The sequence below is a fragment of the Halotolerantifilum yawarlongkerapense genome, from assembly GCF_054506745.1.
In genome coordinates, this window is sequence record NZ_CP199719.1 from 1220965 (window position 1) to 1240682 (window position 19718).

The window sequence follows — 19718 nt, forward strand, 5'->3', positions numbered from 1 at the left end:
TTCCTCTAGTGTGAGATAAAGTCGATCTCTCCCGACTCCACTCCTTCGATCTCGATGAGCAACTGGTTGGGCAGGCAAACCAGGATATCACCCGGTTTAGATTTCTCGCCATCCTTCACACACAGCTGATCCGGGCAGTTGGCCTCGATGATAGCCACGCTATCACCATCGATGCGAATCTTGTTGTAATGCCCATCCTCATCGATCACGATGATCCGCTCTTCGGCCGATGGCAGAGGGTAGGTCCCGTACAACTCATTCTGGTGATTAATCACCACCTGCTTCTGACCTGTGTCGGGAGTCAGGGACCAGATGCCCACGGCCACGGCCGCGATGATGTAAAAGATGATCAATATCATATCGAATCGCTTCATATCTTCTCTCCGTTTATGGTATACTATCTGCGTATGTTTTCAACGTGATGGAACAACTTTCATTATATCGTTTTTTCCCCAGTTAGAAAAGGAGAGAGCCGTGAAGATTCAAAAATTGATCCTGATTCCTCTGCTGATACTGCTCATGTTCACCGGATGCCAGCAAGAAGAGCCGCCTGCGAACGATGCCTACGTGGAGGATAGCCAGCTTGTCATCGGCACCCTCGTGCAATTGCGATTGTACGATGAGACTGCCGCCCCCCTGATCGAGGAGGCCTTCGAGAAACTCGAATCTTACGATACCCTCTGGTCCACCTCGGGAAGCGACTCCATCGTTGAGAAAATCAATGAGGCGCCCGCCGACAAAGTGGTTCCCATCGATGAAGCGACGCGCCGGCTGCTCTCCAGAGGTCTCTACTACAGCGAACTCTCCGAAGGACACTTCGACATCACTGTTTCACCGCTTGTGGACCTATGGGCCATCGGTACCGAGGACCAGCGCATCCCCGAAGAAAACGAGATCGAGGCCGCCCTTGAACGTATCGACTACCGAAATGTCCATCTCACTGACGCGGGTGTGATCAAAGATGAAGATGTGACGTCCCTCGAGCTGGGAGCCATTGCCAAGGGCTTCATCGCCGATGAACTCCGTACCTTCTTTGAAGAGCAAGGCGTGGACAAAGCGCTGATCAACCTCGGTGGTAATATTCTGGTCTACGGAACAAAGGCAGATGGTTCCCCTTGGCGCATTGGGATCCAAGATCCGCTGTCTGCACGTGGTGGCTACCTCGGTACCGTCGCCTACAGCGAAGCGATCAGCGTGGTCACCTCCGGCATCTACGAACGGTACTTTGAACAGGATGGCGTCAGATACCACCACTTGCTCGATACGGATACGGGCTATCCGATCGATAACGGTCTGGCCAGCGTCAGCATCATTAGCAAGAGATCCGTCGATGGCGATGGACTCAGCACAGCAGTCTTTTCCCTGGGCCTCGATGAGGGGCGTGCGCTGGTGGAGACGCTCGATGGCATTGAAGCGATCTTCGTCACCATGGACCAGCAGGTCTACACCACCAGTGGTCTTGGGGATGCCTTCACATTGAGCTCCTCTTCCTACGAGTACGGGGCAGACGAATAGGACCCTGGCCTTCTCCCGATTGAGGAGAAGGTCAAGGTCCCTTTTTTTATCCCACGCGATCGGGGATGTAGCCTTTGAACTGAGAATGATAGAGTTTGGCATAGAGTCCACCGCGCTCGAGAAGCACCTCGTGAGAACCGCGTTCGTTGATTTCCCCTTCGTCCAGCACCAGAATCTCGTCGGCCTTCATGATCGTCGATAGCCTGTGAGCTATCACGAGGGTCGTTCGCCCTTCGGACAACATCTCGATCGCCTGCTGGATGATCATCTCGTTTTCATTATCGAGTGAGGAGGTCGCCTCATCCAGAATCAGGATCGGAGGGTTCTTCAGGAAGACACGCGCGATGGCAATCCGCTGCTTTTGTCCACCCGAAAGTTTAACACCACGCTCGCCCACCAACGTCTCGTAGCCGTGATCGAGGCCCATGATAAAGTCGTGGATATTCGCATGCTTGGCGGCGCGGATAACTTCTTCCATACTGGCCCCGGGCTTCCCGTAGGCGATGTTATCACGCACGGTACCGTAGAAGATGAACACATCCTGCTGGACGGTACCGATCTGCCTGCGCAGCGAGCGCTGGGCAAAGTGACGCACATCGATCTCATCAATGGTGATGGCACCTGATTCGATATCATAGAACCTGGGGATCAGCTTGCTGATCGTTGTCTTGCCAACACCGGACGGACCCACCAGGGCGACAGTTTTCCCGCGGGGAATTTTCAAGTTGAATTGATCGAGCACGGGTTTTTGATCCGCTTCATAACGAAAGGTCACATCGCGAAAGGTAATCTCCCCTCTCAGACTATTCACTTCGATGGCATCGGGGGCATCTTTTACGACGGGTTCTTCCGCCATCACTTCGCAGAACCGCTCGAAACCAGCCATGCCGGATTGATACTGTTGTGTAAACTGTATGAGACGTCGAATCGGTCTTGTGAAGAAACTGGTGTAGAGGATAAAGGCTACCAGCTCACCCATATTGATGAATCCACGGTATACAAACACGCCTCCGATCCCGATGATCGCAATGTTGAGGGAGTCGGTGAGAAAATTGTTCCCGCTCGAGAAAATGGCCATGGCCCGGTAAGCCTCGTTACGTGAATCCCTGTGTTTTTCATTAGAAGACTTAAATGAATCCACTTCGTGGTGCTCGTTGGCAAAGGCCTTCGAAAGCCGGATACCCGAGATTGCATTCTCCACACGCGCGTTAATGTCCGCGTGCTTTTTTCGCACCTGGCGAAACGCCCGCATCATATGGGCGCGTCGGCTGATGGAAAAGAACAGAATGACCAGGACGATCCCGAACATAATCAGAGTCAAGGGTACATTGATGCGAATCAGGATGAAGAAACTACCGACCAGCATCATCAGCGAGATAAACAAGTCTTCCGGTCCATGGTGTGCCAGCTCGGCGATATCTCTCAAATCCCCCACGATCCGGTTCATGATCTGACCGGTCTTGTTGTTATCAAAATAGGAAACGCTCAAGCCTTGCAAATGGCTAAAGAGATCATTGCGCATATCGTATTCCATACGCGCTCCCGCCACGTGACCCCAGTACAAGACAAAGTAATCGCACCCCATGCGGATCAAGTACAGGACCAAGACGAGCAGAGTCATACGGAAGATCATATCCATTCTTCCGTTGGGGATATACTCATTGATAAAATTCTTCGAGACGATGGGAAACACAAGATCAATGGCCGACATGACACTGGCGGCCATTAGATCGAGGAGGATCAACGTTCGATGTGGTTTATAATAGCTGATAAATTTCTTAAGCAAGGTGCTACACTCCCTTCCTTCCCATCTTACACCTCTCACACCCTTTTGTTAACCATCATTTCGACATGCGAAGGAAAAAATGTCCCCTCGATAGCCCACGTCTGCTCGTGCTATACTATAGAGAGAGAAAAGTGAAGGGTGGAGGAAAAGGTCATGGATTTTCGAAGGATCAGAGAACGTATAGCCCACCATCGGGTCTCTCCCGAGGGGAACTACAGGTATTTCAGCATTTTCATCCCCATGATTGAAATCGACGGGAGAATCCATCTCATCTATGAGGTCCGTGCCCATCACCTGAACACCCAACCCGGTGAGGTCTGCTTTCCCGGTGGGGCACTAGAACCCGGAGAATCGCCAGAGGATGCTGCACTGAGGGAGACTTCGGAAGAACTGGGACTCACGCCCGAGCACCTCGAATTATTCGGGGAGATCGATACCCTGATCACTCCCTTCGGCTTGATTTTGAAGGTTTTCGTCGGGAAAATAAACGGTATCGCCTTTGGGGACATTCCCTTCAGCCGCGATGAGGTGGAATCCATCTTCTCCGTCCCCCTTTCGTTTCTACAGAATTCTCCCCCGGAGGAGTACGTACTCGAGACGGAAATGCGGGCGGCCCCGGATTTTCCCTACCACTTGATCGGCGGGGATGGAGAAACCTATAATTTCCGATCTAGTAAGTACCCCGTGCTCTTCTATACTTACGACAGCAAGATCATCTGGGGGATGACAGCCCGCATGACGCGCAACCTAGTAGAAATTCTCAAAAAATAATGATGGCCCATGCCGGAAAGTTTCGCGGTACGGGCCACCTCAGTTATCAGGAGCACATTGAGAAATTTCGTATTCAGTTGTCTCACTTACAGAAGGTTCGATAAGCATACCTCCTAGACTTAGGGTCTTGTTTGTTTGCCATCTGCTACGCAACCGTAAAAGTTTTGCTTTGGGAATCATGTGTATAGACCTACGTCTATGATTGATGTCCCCCTGATAACTATCTATAATAACCCCCCGCTAAGGAGGACTATTATTGATGTTACTGGTTACATACCCGCCTCTAACGATTTCAAACACTAATTCGGCAGCTTCATCTCTTCATTGTATTGGATTTTCTCCTTGTGTGCCACAACACGGCCATCGGTAATCGCGAAGTCGACGGATTGTTCCGCACGGCCTACTCTAAACTCAAGCCGGATATGGTGGTCATCGAGTTTATAAAGATGGTATGAATCTACCTTGTGCCGTTCGAGATACTCTTCATCGAGCACATCGCGCAGAAAGATCATATAAAACACATCGACCCAGTGTTCATCTCGCAGTAGCTGGGAGATGCGTTCGATCATTTTTCGCGTGGTCACGTAAGTCTTCTCCATCTGCATGTACATCCTGAGCGTTTCCAAGAGATATCCTACCACACAGAAGGCGAAGAGTGTGATCAGTATTTGCATAATCACTTCAATCCCTCCGTCCTTGATGATTATCCCTATTGAAAATTGGATAAATAGTAGATGAGTTACCCCAAAAAAGGTAGTACTCTTTTCTATTCTATATATACCACTTAAGTTTTCTAAATATTCAGCCCAAAGGAGCGCATCATGAAAAAGATAGCTGCATTTTTTGACATTGACGGTACCTTGTATCGCGATTCACTCATGATCGAGCATTTTAAAAAGCTCATCCGCTATGAGGTGATCGATCAGTCCATTTGGCACAACCACGTGAAGCCCAAATACCTCGAATGGGAACGGCGCAAAGGCGAGTACGACGAGTACATGGAAGAACTGGCCAAGCTATACATTGAAGCGCTTACGAATAAGAACAAAAACCACCTTCAGTTCATCGCGGATCAGGTAATCAGGCTGCAGTGGGAGAAGGTCTACACCTTCACCCGCGACCGGATTACATGGCATCGCGATGAAGGGCACCTGGTCATCTTCATTTCCGGCGCACCGGATTTTCTTGTATCCCCCATGGCCAAGAAGTACCACGCCGATGCTTACCGTGGTTCTACTTATATGCTAGAGGGTGAGATTTTCACCGGAGAAGTGCATCGGATGTGGGATGCCACCAGCAAAATCAAGGCGATCGATAATTTTGGAGATGTCTTTGGTATCGACTTTGCTGCATCCTATGCCTACGGTGATACGAACGGCGATGTCTCTATGTTGAAACGGGTGGGACACCCGGTGGCCGTTAATCCCACGAAAGAACTGTTGGCCACAATCAAAAACGATCCCGATCTACGAAAGAAGACCCAGATCATCGTGGAGCGCAAGGATGTCGTTTATCATATCGATGCGAACGTGGATTATCTCTAGTGAAACCGCAAGGGGGGATGCAGGGTGTTTGATCTGAATCGTGATGTCAAGACGGGCCACCTCGTTGAAATTGAAACCTCCGACGCAAACGGCGAGACGATGACACTTCGCACCTTGGTTGAAATTCCACCGCGAGATCAGATACTCACATTGCTGAGCCCCATGCGCCACGGAACGACCTTCCCCCTGCAGGTAGGGGCACGAGCCGTCCTCGTTTTTCTACACGAAAAGGCCCATGGGGAGCTTTATGCAATCGATGCACAAGTCTCAGGCCGCGAAATCGTCGAGAACAGACCGCTACATCACTTTCGCCTGACTTCAGAACCCAAGAAGATCCAGCGACGCACTTACTTTCGACTCGACTATGTCACTGAGATTAAAGTACAGGCTGCAGATCGCGAGATGACCCTTATCACCAAGAATCTAAGCGTCGGTGGTTTGCGGGGGATTATACCCAAACGGCTCAAATCCAACGAAGAGATCACACTGTTCTGGACCTTCGATGACCAGGTGATGACCATCAAGGCTCTGGTCCTCGATTGCATCCCAGTGATCGATTCCATCAAGGACCACGATTGCCGCCTGACCTTCCTCAATGTGAACCAGGCGATGGAACATGAGATCATGCATTTTCTTCTTGCCAAACAAGCGGATATGATCCGAAAGGACATCGAGCTCAATCCACCCATGGGCACTCTTGAAGATGAGCGGGTGAGTACCCACGATCGACGCCTGGATGATGATCGCATGGTGTTAATCTACAAAGCGCTCTCAGGCTTCTCCTGGTTCTTCTCCATCCTCCTCTTCTCTACTTTTCTCATGGCGCGTCCCGAGAAGGTCTATGGACTGGACATCTTCTTCGATGTGAAAAAACGGGCGATCTGGAATGTCGAGCGATTGGACCAGGCCCTGGTTGTGGCCCTGGTCACGGTTTTTGTATCGGCTCTGGGTATCCTCATCAATAGTTTGCGCATGAAGCGAAAAGGAGACCGCTGGTCCCTCAGCCTTGTGATCAATCTGATTGTCGGTCTCGTTGGAATTGGCTACTATCTCTTCCTCATCTCATGAGTCTCTCACCTGGTCAACCGCTAGAGCTTTGCTTGGCTATCAGGCTTCTGATCTAAACCTTCTCCCCCCAAAACAAAAAAACGACGGATTTCTCCCAGCGGAGAAACCCGTCGTTTTAATAATGCTGCTTTCGCTTTACTTCTTTCATTTGCTCTTTATGGGCGTACATCCGCCGATCTGCTGCCGAGAGAATTGCCTTGATTTCTTCGGCGGTGTCAGGATAGAACGCCACACCGTAACTGAAGACCACGCGCAGTATTTCGTTCCCCGCCAGCACCGGACGCCAGTCCAGTGCTTTTTGCATTTCTAACATCCGGGCATCGACGGTCTCGCGCATGTCCCCCAACAAGATGGCGATGAACTCATCCCCACCGAAGCGTGACAGCACATCCGAGGCGCGTAATTTTTCTTTCACCGTCGCGGCGAAGGTCATGATGTATTCATCGCCCACGAAATGTCCGTACTTATCGTTCACTTCTTTCAAGTTGTTCAAATCGAACATGACCAGGGTGAATCGCTCGCGGTATCGCTCTGATCGCTGGATCAACTGCTCCATGTACTCTTCCATGTAGTAGCGGTTATAGGTGCCGGTCAAGGCATCGTGTTTGGCCATGAACACCGTCTCCTCGTAAAGCCGGTATTTCGCCAGAGCCACTTCCAACTGACTGTTGAGATACTCCATCAGTGATAGGTCCACTTCGTCAAAGCCGTCCTTTAAAAAACTATCCAGATTCAAACTCCCGTAAAACTTGTCGCCAAAATGGATGGGTGCACTGATCGATGAGTGAATCCTTCGTCGCCCCCTACCCGCTGGCATCAGACGGGTCCGGGATGCTCGGAGATCGAAACGATTGACATCTGCTATCAGCACCGCGCGATCGAGAGCGCCACCCGTCTCCGCGTGAAGGAAAGTATTCTCTATAGGCACTTCGAAGGTTGCCATCTCAGAATCGGTGAATCCTTCGTGGACCATCGGTCTGAGGAGACCATCCGGTTGAACCGCTAGGATGCTACCGGCATTCGCCCGGGGGATCAGATCAATTGCCTCCCGCAGCAAATAGGAGAAGATTTCTGTGATCGGTACCTTCTCCATGATCATCTGGTTGACCTTGATCAGCGAATCCCTCAAGGCCAAGTACTTACGTAGCATTTCCTCTTTTCTGTGGCTTTCCGTGATATCGATACCGCTCCCCAAGAGCACCCGCTGGTCCTGGTAGCTAACCACCTCGCCGGTAAAGCGCAACCAGTGGGTGTCTCCCTTGCGGCTCAAGATGCGCACATCGCTCGGTTCTTCAACAAGCTCGCCAGAGATCATTCTCACCAACACCTTGGCAACCTTGTGCTGGTCCTCGGGGTGCACATGAGACAAAAAATCGCTGCCGACCAGAGAGTTCGCGTTCTCTCCCAAGAGTCTGGCGAATGCACGGTTTGCGTACAACACGCGCGATTGACTCAAGATCACCACAATGGATGATGTGATATCTGCCAACAATTGGAATCCCGCATCTATCTGATCGATCGTTCTCATGCTACACCTCCTTTGCTTTACCCACTATTTTATCACAAACACATCATGCTGACCATCTGCGAAGTGGCTAGGTTGATTATTCAGAAAAAACTGACCTTTACACTCCGCTTTGGTATAATGATGAAAAAGAACCAAGGGGGATTGTGATGAAATCGATAGCTTTCAACGTACAACTGACCGTTGCCTTTCTGCTTCTAGTGGGCATCATGGCCTATGGGATGATGCAGCCAATGATGCTCAGCACATGGGCCATGATCACGGGTGCCACGGCGGTGGTGCTACTCATCTACCTGACGACACTACATAATAAGCAGTACCGCAGTCTTGACGATTACATAGACCGGCTTGAAGCCGGTGAAATCCAACAGGCGTCATCAGAGAATCTGAACCCAGGGATCAAGCGGATCGCCGGACGAATCTTCGGACTGAAGAAATCCAGCCAGCATATGATCGGCGAGATCTCCGTGGCTTCGGAGAAACTGATCGATTCAGTAGAAGAGATGCACCGTAAGTCCAGCGCATTGAAAGAAGCCACTCAATCCGTTCACGCCAACCTCGGAGAGGTCACGGGTTCTGTTGAGAAGCTATCTTACGAAGCCGAGGAACTCAAGGAAAACTCCGATGGGATTCACCGCCGGACCAAGGAGATCAGCCAAGCCATGCGACAGCTCGATCAAAACACCCACGGTATGGTCGATGCGATCGAAGAGAACAACCAGACCATGGTCGAGCTCGGGGATCGCATCAAGGCCGGCGCTGAGAGAAATCTGACGATCTCCTCCGAAGTAATTAATCTCAAGGACGAGATCGAAAAGATCAATGAGATTATCGCCATGATCAACGAGATTTCCGAGAGAACCAACCTGCTCGCCCTCAATGCTTCCATCGAAGCCGCTCGGGCTGGGGAGGCGGGCAGGGGATTTGCTGTTGTGGCCGATGAAATCAGGAAGCTTGCAGAACAGTCGAACGATTTCACGGGGAAGATTGGCGAGATTATCTCGGGTATCACGGTGAAGACAGAGAATGTCTCCAAGAAAATGAAGGCTGAGATGACAGTCTTCAACGAGAACATTGATTTTGCCAACCGCTCGGCCAGCGTCCTGACCAACATGCGCGATCGCTCGAAGGAGACGATCCGAGGATTCCAGAAGATCGATGGGGAAGTGACCGAACAAAATCGTGCCATCGAGGCCATCTATCGCCTGATTGGTGCGATCAACAACAACACGCAAACCATCACGGCCAATATCCAGGAAACCGCCTCCCTCTCCGATCTGCAGACCGAGAACCTAAGTGAACTGGGTAGCCACCTCAACAAGGTCCAGCAGATCAGCGGGGAAATGGGCACCATGGTGACGGACTATGCTTCCGCCATCAAGATTGATTCCGATACGCAGATGAAGATCAAAGCGGCTCAAAAGGATCTCAAGTCCTTCGTAGACAACAAGCCCTACCGTGAACTGAAGAAAGCCGATCTTGTTGCACTCGGAAACCGAGACGATGATTACGAGTTGGTCGCTCTGCTCGATCCCGAGGGAACCGCACACCTCTTCAATATCGATGTAGAGGAATCCCTGGACGTTTCCTACCGCCCCTTCTACAAAACCTGCATCCAAGGGGATCCTTACGTTTCCTCCCCCTATATCTCGTCGATCACAGAGGAATTCTGTGTCACCGTCGCTCTCCCCTACCAGCGTGGTGAGCAGGTCGACGGCATCATCGTCCTTGACATCACCATCTGAAGCCATACGAGAAAAAAAGCTCCTTAGGATCGCGATGATCCTTCAGGAGCTTTTTTCACGTGGTCCTTGGCAATCGCCACCAGGTCACGGTTGAAACCGTGGCGATCGAAATGATCTCGAAGAAGCGGAACACGTGCCTTCGGGTCACCCATACATCGGTAGGTAATCCACCAGAATTCAAGAGGGGCCAGGTAAATCGATACGCCATGGTCGTCCATCACCTCAGCATGGTGCGGCTCAAAGGGATAGGTGAACACGCCGCCTATGAAATGTACGGTATAGGCAGCCATGAGGTCGATCCCCACCCCCTCTACCACAAAGGTCGAAAAATGTTCCGAACGGAACATGGGGTGTGGAGCGATCTTCTCCTCCTTTCCCATCTCCATCAGAATCTCGTGAGCCGAGGTGTAGTCCTGTTCGTCCACCAACAGATCCAGATCACCCGCCCGATCGACAACTCCCTTCAAGTAGAGGAGCATGGAGGCACCGACTTGCCAACGGATTCCCTGCCGGTTGAAGCGATCGGCCACTTGGCGCAAAACCTTCCTCTGAAGGTCAGGCTTCATAGACCTCTCCCGGGGCCAAGTGAATGCCTCGAACACCTTCTAATCCCTTGTAAAAACTATCGGGAGATGAGTCGAGCACTTCAAAGGTCCCGTAGTGCATGGGGATAACCGCTTTCGGTTTGATCATCCTTACCGCTCTGAGGGCATCGTCTGCATCCATCGTGAAGTTTCCCCCGATGGGCAAGAGAGCCAGGTCAATCTCTTCTTCTTCTAACAGTTGCATCTCCATGGTCAAGCCGGTATCCCCAGCATGATAGATCTTCACACCATCGATGTCAAAGAGAAAACCACCGGCAAGTCCACCGTCCTGCATCGTTCCCTCCTCAAAAATTCCCGATCCATGTAGGGCGGGTGTCATCTTGACGGTGCCAAAATCAAAGGCATGCTTGCCACCGATGTGCATGGCATGTCCTGATAACCCCTTGCTCTCTAAATAGGTGATAATCTCAAAATTGGCGACGATGAGGGCACCCGACTTTTGGGCTAGTGCAACCGCATCCCCAATATGATCCCCGTGACCGTGCGTGATGAAAAGGTGTGTCACATCTTTAAAATCATCCACCGTCGCATCACACAGGGGATTGCCCTCGATAAAGGGGTCGATGATCCCCTTGAAAGATCCCTGTTCGATAGTAAAGACCGAGTGTCCAAAATATTGTACTCTCATGATGACTCCTCCTCAAAGAATAGTCCTTGGTATACCTTCTGTTCTTTCAACCGACGATCGATGCCGTTTAGGACCGCACGCTTGTCTAAAATCCACCTGGGAGCGACCAGTTGGTCCTTCTTCCCATCACCCGTCAACCGGTGGATGACAATCTCCGGATCCAAGGCCCCCAAGGCCGACACCACCAGTGCCATGTAAGCTTCTCGTGTGAGCAGGGAGAAGGGACGCTGCGCGTGGATCCGACCGAGTCCTGTCTGTTCGAGTATATGGAGCATGTGGATCTTGATCCCTTGGACCCCCAGCGCATTCACATAATCGATGGTCTCGAGCGTCTCTTCGGTACTCTCCCAGGGCAGACCGAAGATCACATGTACCACCACGTCGATCCCCCGATTTTTGAGCAGGGCAACGGCTTGTTCCACGTCTCCTCGCTTGTACCGGAGTTGCAATCGCTCCATGCTCATGGGATGGGAGGATTGCAAACCCAGTTCTACCCAGGTCAACCGATCGCCGTAAGAGGCCAGAAGATCCGCCGTATCTTCATCGATCAGATCTGGTCGCGTGGCAATGGCCATTCCCAGGATTTCTGGTGAAGCGAGGGCCCGATCATACAGGTCGCGCAAACGATCGGACGGGCCGTAAGTATTGGAGAAACTCTGGAAGTAGGCGATGAACCGATTGGCGCACCATTTCTCCGCCAGCAGAGCCCGTTGTTCCTGCAGTTGCTCCTCGATGTCCAGTTTGCAGTCTCCAGCGAAATCCCCCGATCCGCTTTCCGAGCAGAATAGGCAACCGGTTCGTCCCTTGCTACCATCGCGATTGGGACAAGTGAATCCAGCATCTATCGCCAATTTGACCACTTTGCCTCCATAGCGCTTCTTTAGGGCGTAATCAAGGCTATGGTACCGCTTGTTTCCCCACTGCTGCATCTCCTTTACCCTCCCATCAAGGTGATCAGTACAATTTCCGGTGGGTTGTGCCACCGAAATTTAGCCGGCCCCGTAGCCCCGAGGCCACTGGTCACATAGAGCGTACCCGCCTTCTCCCGATAGAAACCATAGCCGTATTTTGGCATAAACCCTTGTCCCGGCGCATAGAGGACTGGGAGAAAGGGGAGTCGAAACTGTCCTGCGTGGGTATGACCTGCCAAGGTCAACTCCACACCCAGATAATCGATCATATCGAAGAACTGAGGCTGGTGTGTCAGGAGCACTGTGGTTTGCGAGCGCATTTTTTGTAGATCCATGAGGGCGGGTAACTGGTCCGTAAAATAGTAATCCGTCGCCCCGTAAAAGTAGAGATGGTCTCCCCCGCGCTCTACAGCGTACGCTTGATTTTGCAAAACAGTGACGCCTAGTTCTTCTAGGTAAAGCTTCAACGGATCATAGGCCATCCAACGATCGTGGTTCCCATCGACGAAAAGAAGAGGGGCCCGTTGTATGAGATGCTGGAGACCCTCGGCATAAGGCTGCAAAGCTATGGGGTCATCTTCAATGATATCCCCAGTGAAGACCGTCACATCAAAGGTTAGGTCGCGCGTCAGATTTTCGAGGTCGATCGTCGCCCTCTCTGGATCCGATGCGTGGAGATCGCTCATCATCAGGATTCGGTAGCCTTCAAAAGCGGGTGGAAGGTTTTCAATCGGTACATCATACGCACGCACGCGGACTCTGTAGTTGGAGTCATAGTAGGCAAACCCCATAAAGAGCACCAGCATCACCACGGGGAACAGGAGCTTGCGCAGTTTGCTCATGAGGGCGTCTCATTCTCAAAGGACCTCTGGATGAAGGCAATGAATTCTTTTTCAACCATCGTCAGGGTCCGATCCCTATGGTATAAGATTTGTGTGTAAATGCGATCCACGCCTTCGAGTTCCAGTTCTTCTGCCTCGAGTTCTCCCGCCTCGATTTCTGCGGCCACGGCCACCTTGGGAAGTAGGGCGATCCCCATCTGCATGTTCACCATCTGCTTGACCATTTCGATCGACCAGGCTTCGATGCTACTGGCATAAGCCTTTTTCTCACGAATCAAGAAGGCCTCGAACAAAGCGCGGAGCGTACTCCCCCGTCGCATCTGGATGACCTTGCTGACGACATCCTCTTCACGGTCTCTGTTTTCGAGATAAGCAGGCGCACCGACGAAGACCATCTCCTCCTCCACGAGTGTGATCCGATTCATGCGCTCGGTGTCGGCCAAACGGTCGAAAATGATCAAGAGATCAATCTCACCGGCCAATAACATCTGCTGCAGTTCCCGTGTGACGGCGTTGCGCAGAATGATCTCTACATCGGGGTATTTTTCCTTATAACGTTTGAAATGATCCTTCAGACGATAGAGGGCCACCGGTTCATCCACACCCAGGATCATCTTCCCTTTCGATCCATCGTTCAGCTCCGAGATCTTCAGCATGCGATCGTAGATGGCGAACATTTCTTGCGCCATCTGGTATAGAACCCGTCCCTCTTCTGTCACTTGAATCTGACGACCGATACGATCGAAAAGCCGAATCCCCAGGCTCTCCTCCAAGTTTCCGATATGACTGGTCACCGTGGACTGTGCATAACCCAGTGCCTCCGCAGCACGGGTAAAATGCTTCATTTCAACGACTTTTTTGAACGTCTGCAGTTCTCTGATCTCCATGTATCTCTCTCCATTCAATCGATCGAAAAAACCGATCGGTTGCATCATTTCTTTCCATTTGTCATGGACGTCTATTCATAGTATCATAAGTTTGTAGGAAGCAGATGATATCAATTCTCAACACAAGGAGGAGATCTTATGATTTATCAATTCTTCCAATTCTTCAATCGTGACCATCGTGCGATCACGCCCCGCGCGGGAGAAAACTTCGCCGATCTTCAGTATCGAAATTTCCTGGAAAAGAAGCGCATCTCTGAAGCCGACACCTTCTGGATGCTCTAGACTTCCCACACATAACCGATTTTCTTGAACGATGGACAACCGGAGCGAGCGCCTACTCGTCTCCGGTTGTCTTATTTTTTGCCACACAATAAACTTTCAAAAGATCCCGTTCGAACGCCGCTCTGCAATAGCGGATGAAGGAGGCTGTCCTTGGATCGAGCCACTCGGTCTGCTCCACGACAAGGGCCATTTCCATTTCTTCTGCCAACAGGACCAGCGTTCGGTCGAGCGCGGCGAAGAATCTCATTTGAACCATATCGTCGGGACAGTCATCCGGTTTTTTCCCTCCGACGAGATCTGAATAGACGGGTACCAGCCTGCTGAGCTCGGCTAGGTCCATCGGTCGCGCAAGAGCCTTTATGCGATCTCTGCGTTCATGGTACAGGATTTCCAGCCACCTGGCAAGATGGTAATAGGGAAGATCCAACCCTTCCTCTCCCAAGGCCTCGAGCACGATACCCTTTTGCTTCTCGATTCGCGCGATGATCTCTCGGGCCCGCTCTTTCGAAACACTGATCACCCTGCCGTCTCCGCCCAAAATCTCTTCTGGTGGTTGGCTTGTGTTCTTGATCATCTCGAGCCAGGCTTTCGTCTCCTCCGAAGGCGCGATGTTCAGCTCCTCACGTAACACGGTGACACAGCGGTTGTAATGGGAAAGCGCCCCGGCACGATCACCCTCCATCAACAGCAACCGAATGGCCCTCACGTACAAACTTTCATCATAGGGGTTGATCTTGATCATCTCTTCGATCAGCTGGATGCTATCGCGGGTTCGCTCTTTTCTTTCCATGCGATCGAGCAGCGTGTTGAGCAGTTCTGCAAAACGCCTTTGGCTATGCTCGCGCTCATAGAAAACCCAATCGTTAAAATCCAGACATTCCTTGAGATAAAACCCCTCGAGAAAGTCCCCCTTGTAAATGAGCTTGATCTGCTCGAGGGTCTGGAGTTCATCCGCCTCACCGATCACTTCAAGCGCATCCACATCGCTTTCATAGCTAATCTCTTCTCTCAACTGTATCTTGTCCTTACGCGTGTGCAGAAGATTGTGGCCTGTACAGGATTCAACGACCTTATTGATCGACCATAGGTTGTAGCGCAAATTGGAAAAGGCCGCCTCTTTACCGCTTTGTCCCCAGAGCAGGCAGGCCAGGTGATCGCGACTAAAAGAACGTTCACCGTTCACGACCAAATAGGCGATCAGGGCCAAGGACTTCGAACTAAACTGATCCGCAATGCTCTTTCGGTCGAACAAGATGTCTGGGTTCCCAAAGAATTGAAAGGTCAACATGTCTCACACCGCCTCTTGAACAAAAGGCGTCCGTCTTTGAAGGTCATATCTACCTCGAGGTCTTTCAGAGAAGCAGGTGTAGCTTCCAGGGGGTCCCGATTGAGAACCACGAGGTCAGCGCGCTTGCCCACGGACAAGGTCCCCTTGCTCTCTTCTTCGAAACTCGCGTAGGCTGCATTTTTTGTGAAGAAGCAGAGGGCTTCGTAGGCTGTGACGGAAAAAGCTTGTTTGGGATGATTCACGGCACTGTGGATCGCCAGCAGTGGGTTGATTTCAGTGACATCACTATCGCTGCTACCGATAATCGTGAGACCTGCATCGATATAGGCTCTGAAATTGTTCGTCACCAGACTCCGGTTGCCCAGCCGGCGTTCGTACATCCCGCCTTCTACACCCCAGTGGTATTCGAAGACCGGCTGGACGCCGATGATCAGATCAAGGGCCCTGGCACGTTCGATCATCCCTGCATCGGCCAGTTCAAAATGTTCGATCCGGTGGCGGCGTTTGGCCGCCGAATGCGTGCGGTATTTTTCAAATGCCCTGAGTGTTTGGTCGATGGCACGATCGCCAATGGCGTGCAGTGCGATCTGTAGGTTGGCGTCCATGGCCCGCTCGACAAAGTCTTCCAACTCATCGTCCTTGAAATACAAATTGCCATAACCCGCGTCGTCATCACTGTAGGGTTCGAAAAGAGCCGCCGTCCTAGACCCGAAGGAACCATCGACAAAAATATCACCTCCGACCTGTCCCAAACCCTGCTCCACCACTTTACTCACATCATAGGATTGGTGGTAGAGACGAATGTCGATGGGGAATTCCTGCATGTGGTCGAGCACAAAACGAACATCACGGTCGTGAAAACTGAACCCACCCTCCATAGCATGAAGACTCGTCACACCCTTTTCGATTGCCAACTGCAGGGCGCGATTGACGCCGATCTCTCTCTCGCGGTCCGTAATCTTCTCGAAAATCCGATTTCTGAAGAAGGCACTGGCCTTCCCCGAAAGATACCCCTTGGGTAAGTTCCTTTCGTCCCGGGCGATGCCATCGATATGATAGGGCAGATTGACCAGATGCAGTGCCAATGAGTTCACCGCACTCATATGGTACTCGATGCTGTTGATCCACAGTGGATGATCGGGTGCCACTTCATCGAGCTCCCTCCGGGTGGGGAAGCGACGCTCTTCTATACTGTTGATATCATAATGAATACCACGCACGAGCTTTCCCGCGGGTACCTTCAACACCTTTTCGGATATTCGCTCCAGCACATCTCGAATGGATATGGCGCCAGACAGATCAAGTCCCAGCGTGTTCAGACCCGTCTGTACCAGATGCACGTGTGTGTCGTAGAAGGAGGGTACCACTGTCTTCCCCTTCAGATCGACAACTTGCTCCGCCATCTCCTCCACAGCTTCCGGAGTCGTCTGGCCTCCCGCAACGATGAGACCGTCTTTCACCGCTAGGTAACTAAAAACCTCTTCTTCCGTTGCCAAAGACCTGATCTTGCCGTTTGTAAATACGATATCATACATAACACGCCACCACCTCTTACCCTCATTATACCGTATCGAAAAGAAAAGATTGACTATTAAAGTCAATCTCCCAAGAGTTCCTTCATGTATTCGTAGAGCACCTTTGTCGTTGCACTCGCAGACGGTAAGTTGACATACTCATCGCTCGAGTGATAGTTCTCACCATCGGCTCCAAAGATCAGCGTGGGTATCCCCAGGCGCGATCCGATATAGTTAAAATCGCCAATAGAGGAAAAATAACTGATCGATGGTTTTTCACCCAATGTTTGCTCGACCACTTGTGCAAACCGCTTCGCATACGGTTCCTCCGGTGCAACAACATAAGGTAAGAACCCTGCTGTCGCTTCATTGGGTGCTTCTCGAAAGGCCATTTCGTAGGTACAGGTGATGCCGGCACGTTTTGCGGCTGCATCCAGCTCCGCACGCAACGTCTCCATGTTCTCGCCGGGAATCACGTGCCTGAAGACCTTAAAGGAAGCCTGATCGGCTACCGAACATGCGGCTCCTCCACCCTCCATTCCGATCACGCAAATGGATCCTTTTCCCAGATAAGGATCTTCTGGGAGTTCCGTTTCCTTCAGGGCCAAGGCTACCCTCGCTGCATCGAGGATCGCGCTGATTCCTTCCTCGGGATTCGCGGCATGCGCTGCTTTGCCTTTGAAGGTCACCGTGTAGGCATAGCCGCCCCTGGCACCCAAGGAGATGTTCGGAAATGGCATTTTGGAGAAACCCGAAGAGGGCTCGGTCACAATTCCCACATCCGCGCCTTCGCAAAAGCCCGAGTTGATCACCGCATCGGTTCCCAGCCCATAGGGCCCCTCCTCATCAGACACCAGGGAAAAGAGGATGGTTCCCTTGAAATCCCTCACATCCTCTTTGAACTGCCTGAGTGCCAGTAGAATTGAGGCCACGCCCGCTTTCATATCGAGAGCACCTAGACCGTAGAGCCGGTCCCCTTTGATGGTGGCTGCCAGTGGATCGTAAGTCCACCCTTCACAGAGGGTGACGGTATCCAGGTGACCATTCAAGTAAATCGTGGGGCCACCGGGTTTACCCGTGAGTCGGCCCAGGATATTCTTCCCTTTGAAATCCGTTACGCGATCTTCATGGTAGGTCTGTACCTCAGCCTCGATACCGGCTTCCTCAAGCCAATCGGCCACATAGTCGATGATCTGCTCTTCCTCGAAATAAGGGCTGTGGATACCCACGAGCGCACTGAGTAAATCTGTCATCGCTTCGGTCGTTAACCAATGCATAGAATCATTCCTTTTGTCTTCTAGTCGTTGTAAGTTTTGACTGTCGTGATATCGCCTTCTCTGAACATAAACTTATTCGTGTAGGCCAAGAGTAGGGTCATGGCAGGTGCCAGGTAGGCCAGGAAAACCCAAGGTGCGTAAGCCAAGGTGGGTACACCCAGTGCCCCTGTGAAGTAAACGCCACAGAGTCCCCATGGAATCAGTGGTGAGGTGACGGTGGCAGAGTCTTCGCTAACACGTGAACATACCTGGGGCAGGAGCTTCTTCTCTCTGTAGACAGGAACCAACATGCGCCCTGGGATGATGATGGCCATGTACTGGCTGGCACTGAAGGCATTGATCGCGATTGATGATACCACGTGTGTTGTCACGAGACCCGAGACAGAGTGCACGAGCGGCTTGATGCGTTCGAGCAGAACCTCTAACATTTTCGTTTTCTCAAGCAGGCCACCGAGACTCAGGGCGATGAAACCGAGAGAGACCGTCCACATCATGCTCTGGAGACCACCGCGTGAAAGAAGTGCATCGACTTCCGCGATACCCGTATCTGAGACAAATCCGTAGTTGAGCAGATCGAACATAGCACCCGGGGCGATCCCCTGGAAGATCATACCGAAGGCAGCACCCACGAAAGAAGCGATGACCATAACGGCGAGACCACCCATACGTTTCACTGCCAGAACGACCACAAGGATCGGCGGGATAAACGCCACAGGATTGATGAAGAAGTTGTTCCTTAGTCCGTCTAGAATTGTATTGATGTTATTCTGATCGATAGCCGACCCACTGTACCGGAACCCAATGATCAGATACAGGAGCAGGGAAATGATCAGGGCCGGACCAGTGGAGTACATCATGCTGCGGATGTGATCGAAAAGGTCTGCTTCAGCCACGCCTGCGGCTAAGTTCGTTGAGTCCGATAACGGGCTCATCTTGTCTCCAAAGATTGCACCTGAGATAACGGCACCTGCGGTCATGGGAGCTGGAATCCCCAGTCCTAGGCCAATGCCCATAAAGGCAACACCGAATGTAGCACCGGTGGTCCATGAGCTTCCCGTTGAAATGGAGGCAATGGCACAAACCAGACAAACAGTAAATAGGAAGACCGATGGCGAGATGATCTGTAAGCCATAGTAAATCAACGTGGGAATCGTGCCCGCAGAAATCCACGAGGCGATGAGGACACCCACCATCATGAGGATCAACATGGGTAGCATGGCAATTTGACATCCGTACAAGATGCCATCTTGTACTTCATCCCAGGTAAAACCGGAACGCATGGCGACAACGGCGGCCACTGCGGTCACGAGAATCAATGTAATCTGAGTGGTCCAGTTGCTCTTGAAGATAAATACCTGAACGCTCATTGCGACCATAAGAAAGATAATGACGAATAGAGCTCCCCCGACACTTGGTTTTTTGACTTGGTTATCAGACATCTGGAATTCCCTCCCTAAATAAGATGGTAGTATAAACGCATCATCAGGATAACGTATTCATAGATGAAGTTCTGTTGATAATCCGTTGTCG

At 51.5% G+C, this 19718-nt stretch carries 19 protein-coding genes; 6 read left to right on the forward strand and 13 right to left on the reverse strand.

What is annotated here, in order from left to right; genetic code table 11:
* Nucleotides 1-5 precede the first annotated feature (5 nt).
* Entirely contained in the window at nt 6-374 is a 369-nt protein-coding gene (locus ACULM0_RS05950; protein ID WP_463679512.1) for a NusG domain II-containing protein, read from the reverse strand.
* Between the two features lie 100 nt (nt 375-474).
* Here ACULM0_RS05950 and ACULM0_RS05955 point away from each other — a divergent pair, with 100 nt between their 5' ends.
* Entirely contained in the window at nt 475-1515 is a 1041-nt protein-coding gene (locus ACULM0_RS05955; protein ID WP_463679513.1) for an FAD:protein FMN transferase, read from the forward strand.
* A 46-nt stretch (nt 1516-1561) separates the two neighbouring features.
* Here the strand turns inward: ACULM0_RS05955 and ACULM0_RS05960 are convergent, their stop codons facing one another.
* Complete coding sequence (locus ACULM0_RS05960; protein ID WP_463679514.1) at nt 1562-3301, reverse strand: ABC transporter ATP-binding protein; 1740 nt, start codon at nt 3299-3301, stop codon at nt 1562-1564.
* Between the two features lie 153 nt (nt 3302-3454).
* Here ACULM0_RS05960 and ACULM0_RS05965 point away from each other — a divergent pair, with 153 nt between their 5' ends.
* On the forward strand, nt 3455-4072 hold the full coding sequence (locus ACULM0_RS05965) for an NUDIX hydrolase (RefSeq protein ID WP_463679515.1): 618 nt from the start codon (nt 3455-3457) through the stop codon (nt 4070-4072).
* Between the two features lie 299 nt (nt 4073-4371).
* Here ACULM0_RS05965 and ACULM0_RS05970 read toward each other — a convergent pair whose 3' ends face one another.
* A complete protein-coding gene (locus tag ACULM0_RS05970; protein WP_463679516.1) occupies nt 4372-4752 on the reverse strand; it encodes a hypothetical protein in 381 nt (126 codons plus the stop codon).
* A 141-nt stretch (nt 4753-4893) separates the two neighbouring features.
* Here ACULM0_RS05970 and ACULM0_RS05975 point away from each other — a divergent pair, with 141 nt between their 5' ends.
* Both ACULM0_RS05975 and ACULM0_RS05980 read left to right on the forward strand, forming a co-directional pair.
* Nucleotides 4894-5616 (forward strand): HAD family hydrolase, encoded by a 723-nt coding sequence (locus ACULM0_RS05975; RefSeq protein WP_463679517.1) that lies wholly within the window; start codon nt 4894-4896, stop codon nt 5614-5616.
* Nucleotides 5617-5640: 24 nt separating this feature from the next.
* Nucleotides 5641-6684, forward strand: a complete 1044-nt coding sequence (locus tag ACULM0_RS05980) for a flagellar brake protein (protein WP_463679518.1) — start codon at nt 5641-5643, stop codon at nt 6682-6684.
* A gap of 115 nt (nt 6685-6799) precedes the next feature.
* On the opposite strand, the gene ACULM0_RS05985 is transcribed toward ACULM0_RS05980, so the two are convergent.
* Nucleotides 6800-8212, reverse strand: a complete 1413-nt coding sequence (locus ACULM0_RS05985) for a sensor domain-containing diguanylate cyclase (protein ID WP_463679519.1) — start codon at nt 8210-8212, stop codon at nt 6800-6802.
* A gap of 146 nt (nt 8213-8358) precedes the next feature.
* Here ACULM0_RS05985 and ACULM0_RS05990 point away from each other — a divergent pair, with 146 nt between their 5' ends.
* Nucleotides 8359-9954 (forward strand): methyl-accepting chemotaxis protein, encoded by a 1596-nt coding sequence (locus ACULM0_RS05990; protein ID WP_463679520.1) that lies wholly within the window; start codon nt 8359-8361, stop codon nt 9952-9954.
* Between the two features lie 23 nt (nt 9955-9977).
* Here the strand turns inward: ACULM0_RS05990 and ACULM0_RS05995 are convergent, their stop codons facing one another.
* Genes ACULM0_RS05995 through ACULM0_RS06015 form a run of 5 tightly spaced genes read right to left on the reverse strand, consistent with a single transcriptional unit; the run spans nt 9978 to nt 13827 of the window.
* Nucleotides 9978-10520 carry a nucleotidyltransferase family protein gene (locus ACULM0_RS05995; protein ID WP_463679521.1) on the reverse strand — a complete coding sequence of 181 codons (543 nt, stop codon included), beginning with the start codon at nt 10518-10520 and terminating at the stop codon, nt 9978-9980.
* Nucleotides 10510-11187 (reverse strand): metal-dependent hydrolase, encoded by a 678-nt coding sequence (locus ACULM0_RS06000; protein WP_463679522.1) that lies wholly within the window; start codon nt 11185-11187, stop codon nt 10510-10512. The genes ACULM0_RS05995 and ACULM0_RS06000 overlap by 11 nt, the downstream gene beginning before the upstream one ends.
* Nucleotides 11184-12116 carry a tRNA modification radical SAM protein MnmL/YtqA gene (gene mnmL / locus ACULM0_RS06005; RefSeq protein WP_463679523.1) on the reverse strand — a complete coding sequence of 311 codons (933 nt, stop codon included), beginning with the start codon at nt 12114-12116 and terminating at the stop codon, nt 11184-11186. The genes ACULM0_RS06000 and mnmL overlap by 4 nt, the downstream gene beginning before the upstream one ends.
* A 5-nt stretch (nt 12117-12121) precedes the next feature.
* A complete protein-coding gene (locus ACULM0_RS06010) occupies nt 12122-12940 on the reverse strand; it encodes a metallophosphoesterase (protein WP_463679524.1) in 819 nt (272 codons plus the stop codon).
* Nucleotides 12937-13827, reverse strand: a complete 891-nt coding sequence (locus ACULM0_RS06015) for a LysR family transcriptional regulator (RefSeq protein WP_463679525.1) — start codon at nt 13825-13827, stop codon at nt 12937-12939. The genes ACULM0_RS06010 and ACULM0_RS06015 overlap by 4 nt, the downstream gene beginning before the upstream one ends.
* Nucleotides 13828-13965: 138 nt before the next feature.
* On the opposite strand from ACULM0_RS06015, the gene ACULM0_RS06020 reads away from it, so the two are divergent.
* The gene (locus ACULM0_RS06020; protein WP_463679526.1) at nt 13966-14109 is read left to right on the forward strand and encodes a hypothetical protein; all 144 of its coding nucleotides are present in this window, start codon (nt 13966-13968) and stop codon (nt 14107-14109) included.
* 52 nt (nt 14110-14161) lie between these two features.
* Here the strand turns inward: ACULM0_RS06020 and ACULM0_RS06025 are convergent, their stop codons facing one another.
* From ACULM0_RS06025 to nhaC, 4 genes are all read right to left on the reverse strand, one after another.
* The gene (locus tag ACULM0_RS06025; RefSeq protein ID WP_463679527.1) at nt 14162-15397 is read right to left on the reverse strand and encodes an AfsR/SARP family transcriptional regulator; all 1236 of its coding nucleotides are present in this window, start codon (nt 15395-15397) and stop codon (nt 14162-14164) included.
* Nucleotides 15391-16932, reverse strand: a complete 1542-nt coding sequence (locus tag ACULM0_RS06030; RefSeq protein ID WP_463679528.1) for an amidohydrolase — start codon at nt 16930-16932, stop codon at nt 15391-15393. Before ACULM0_RS06030 ends, ACULM0_RS06025 begins: the two co-directional genes overlap by 7 nt.
* A gap of 62 nt (nt 16933-16994) precedes the next feature.
* A complete protein-coding gene (locus ACULM0_RS06035; protein WP_463679529.1) occupies nt 16995-18188 on the reverse strand; it encodes a M20 family metallopeptidase in 1194 nt (397 codons plus the stop codon).
* A gap of 20 nt (nt 18189-18208) precedes the next feature.
* The gene (gene nhaC, locus ACULM0_RS06040) at nt 18209-19627 is read right to left on the reverse strand and encodes a Na+/H+ antiporter NhaC (protein ID WP_463679530.1); all 1419 of its coding nucleotides are present in this window, start codon (nt 19625-19627) and stop codon (nt 18209-18211) included.
* Between the last annotated feature and the right edge of the window lie 91 nt (nt 19628-19718).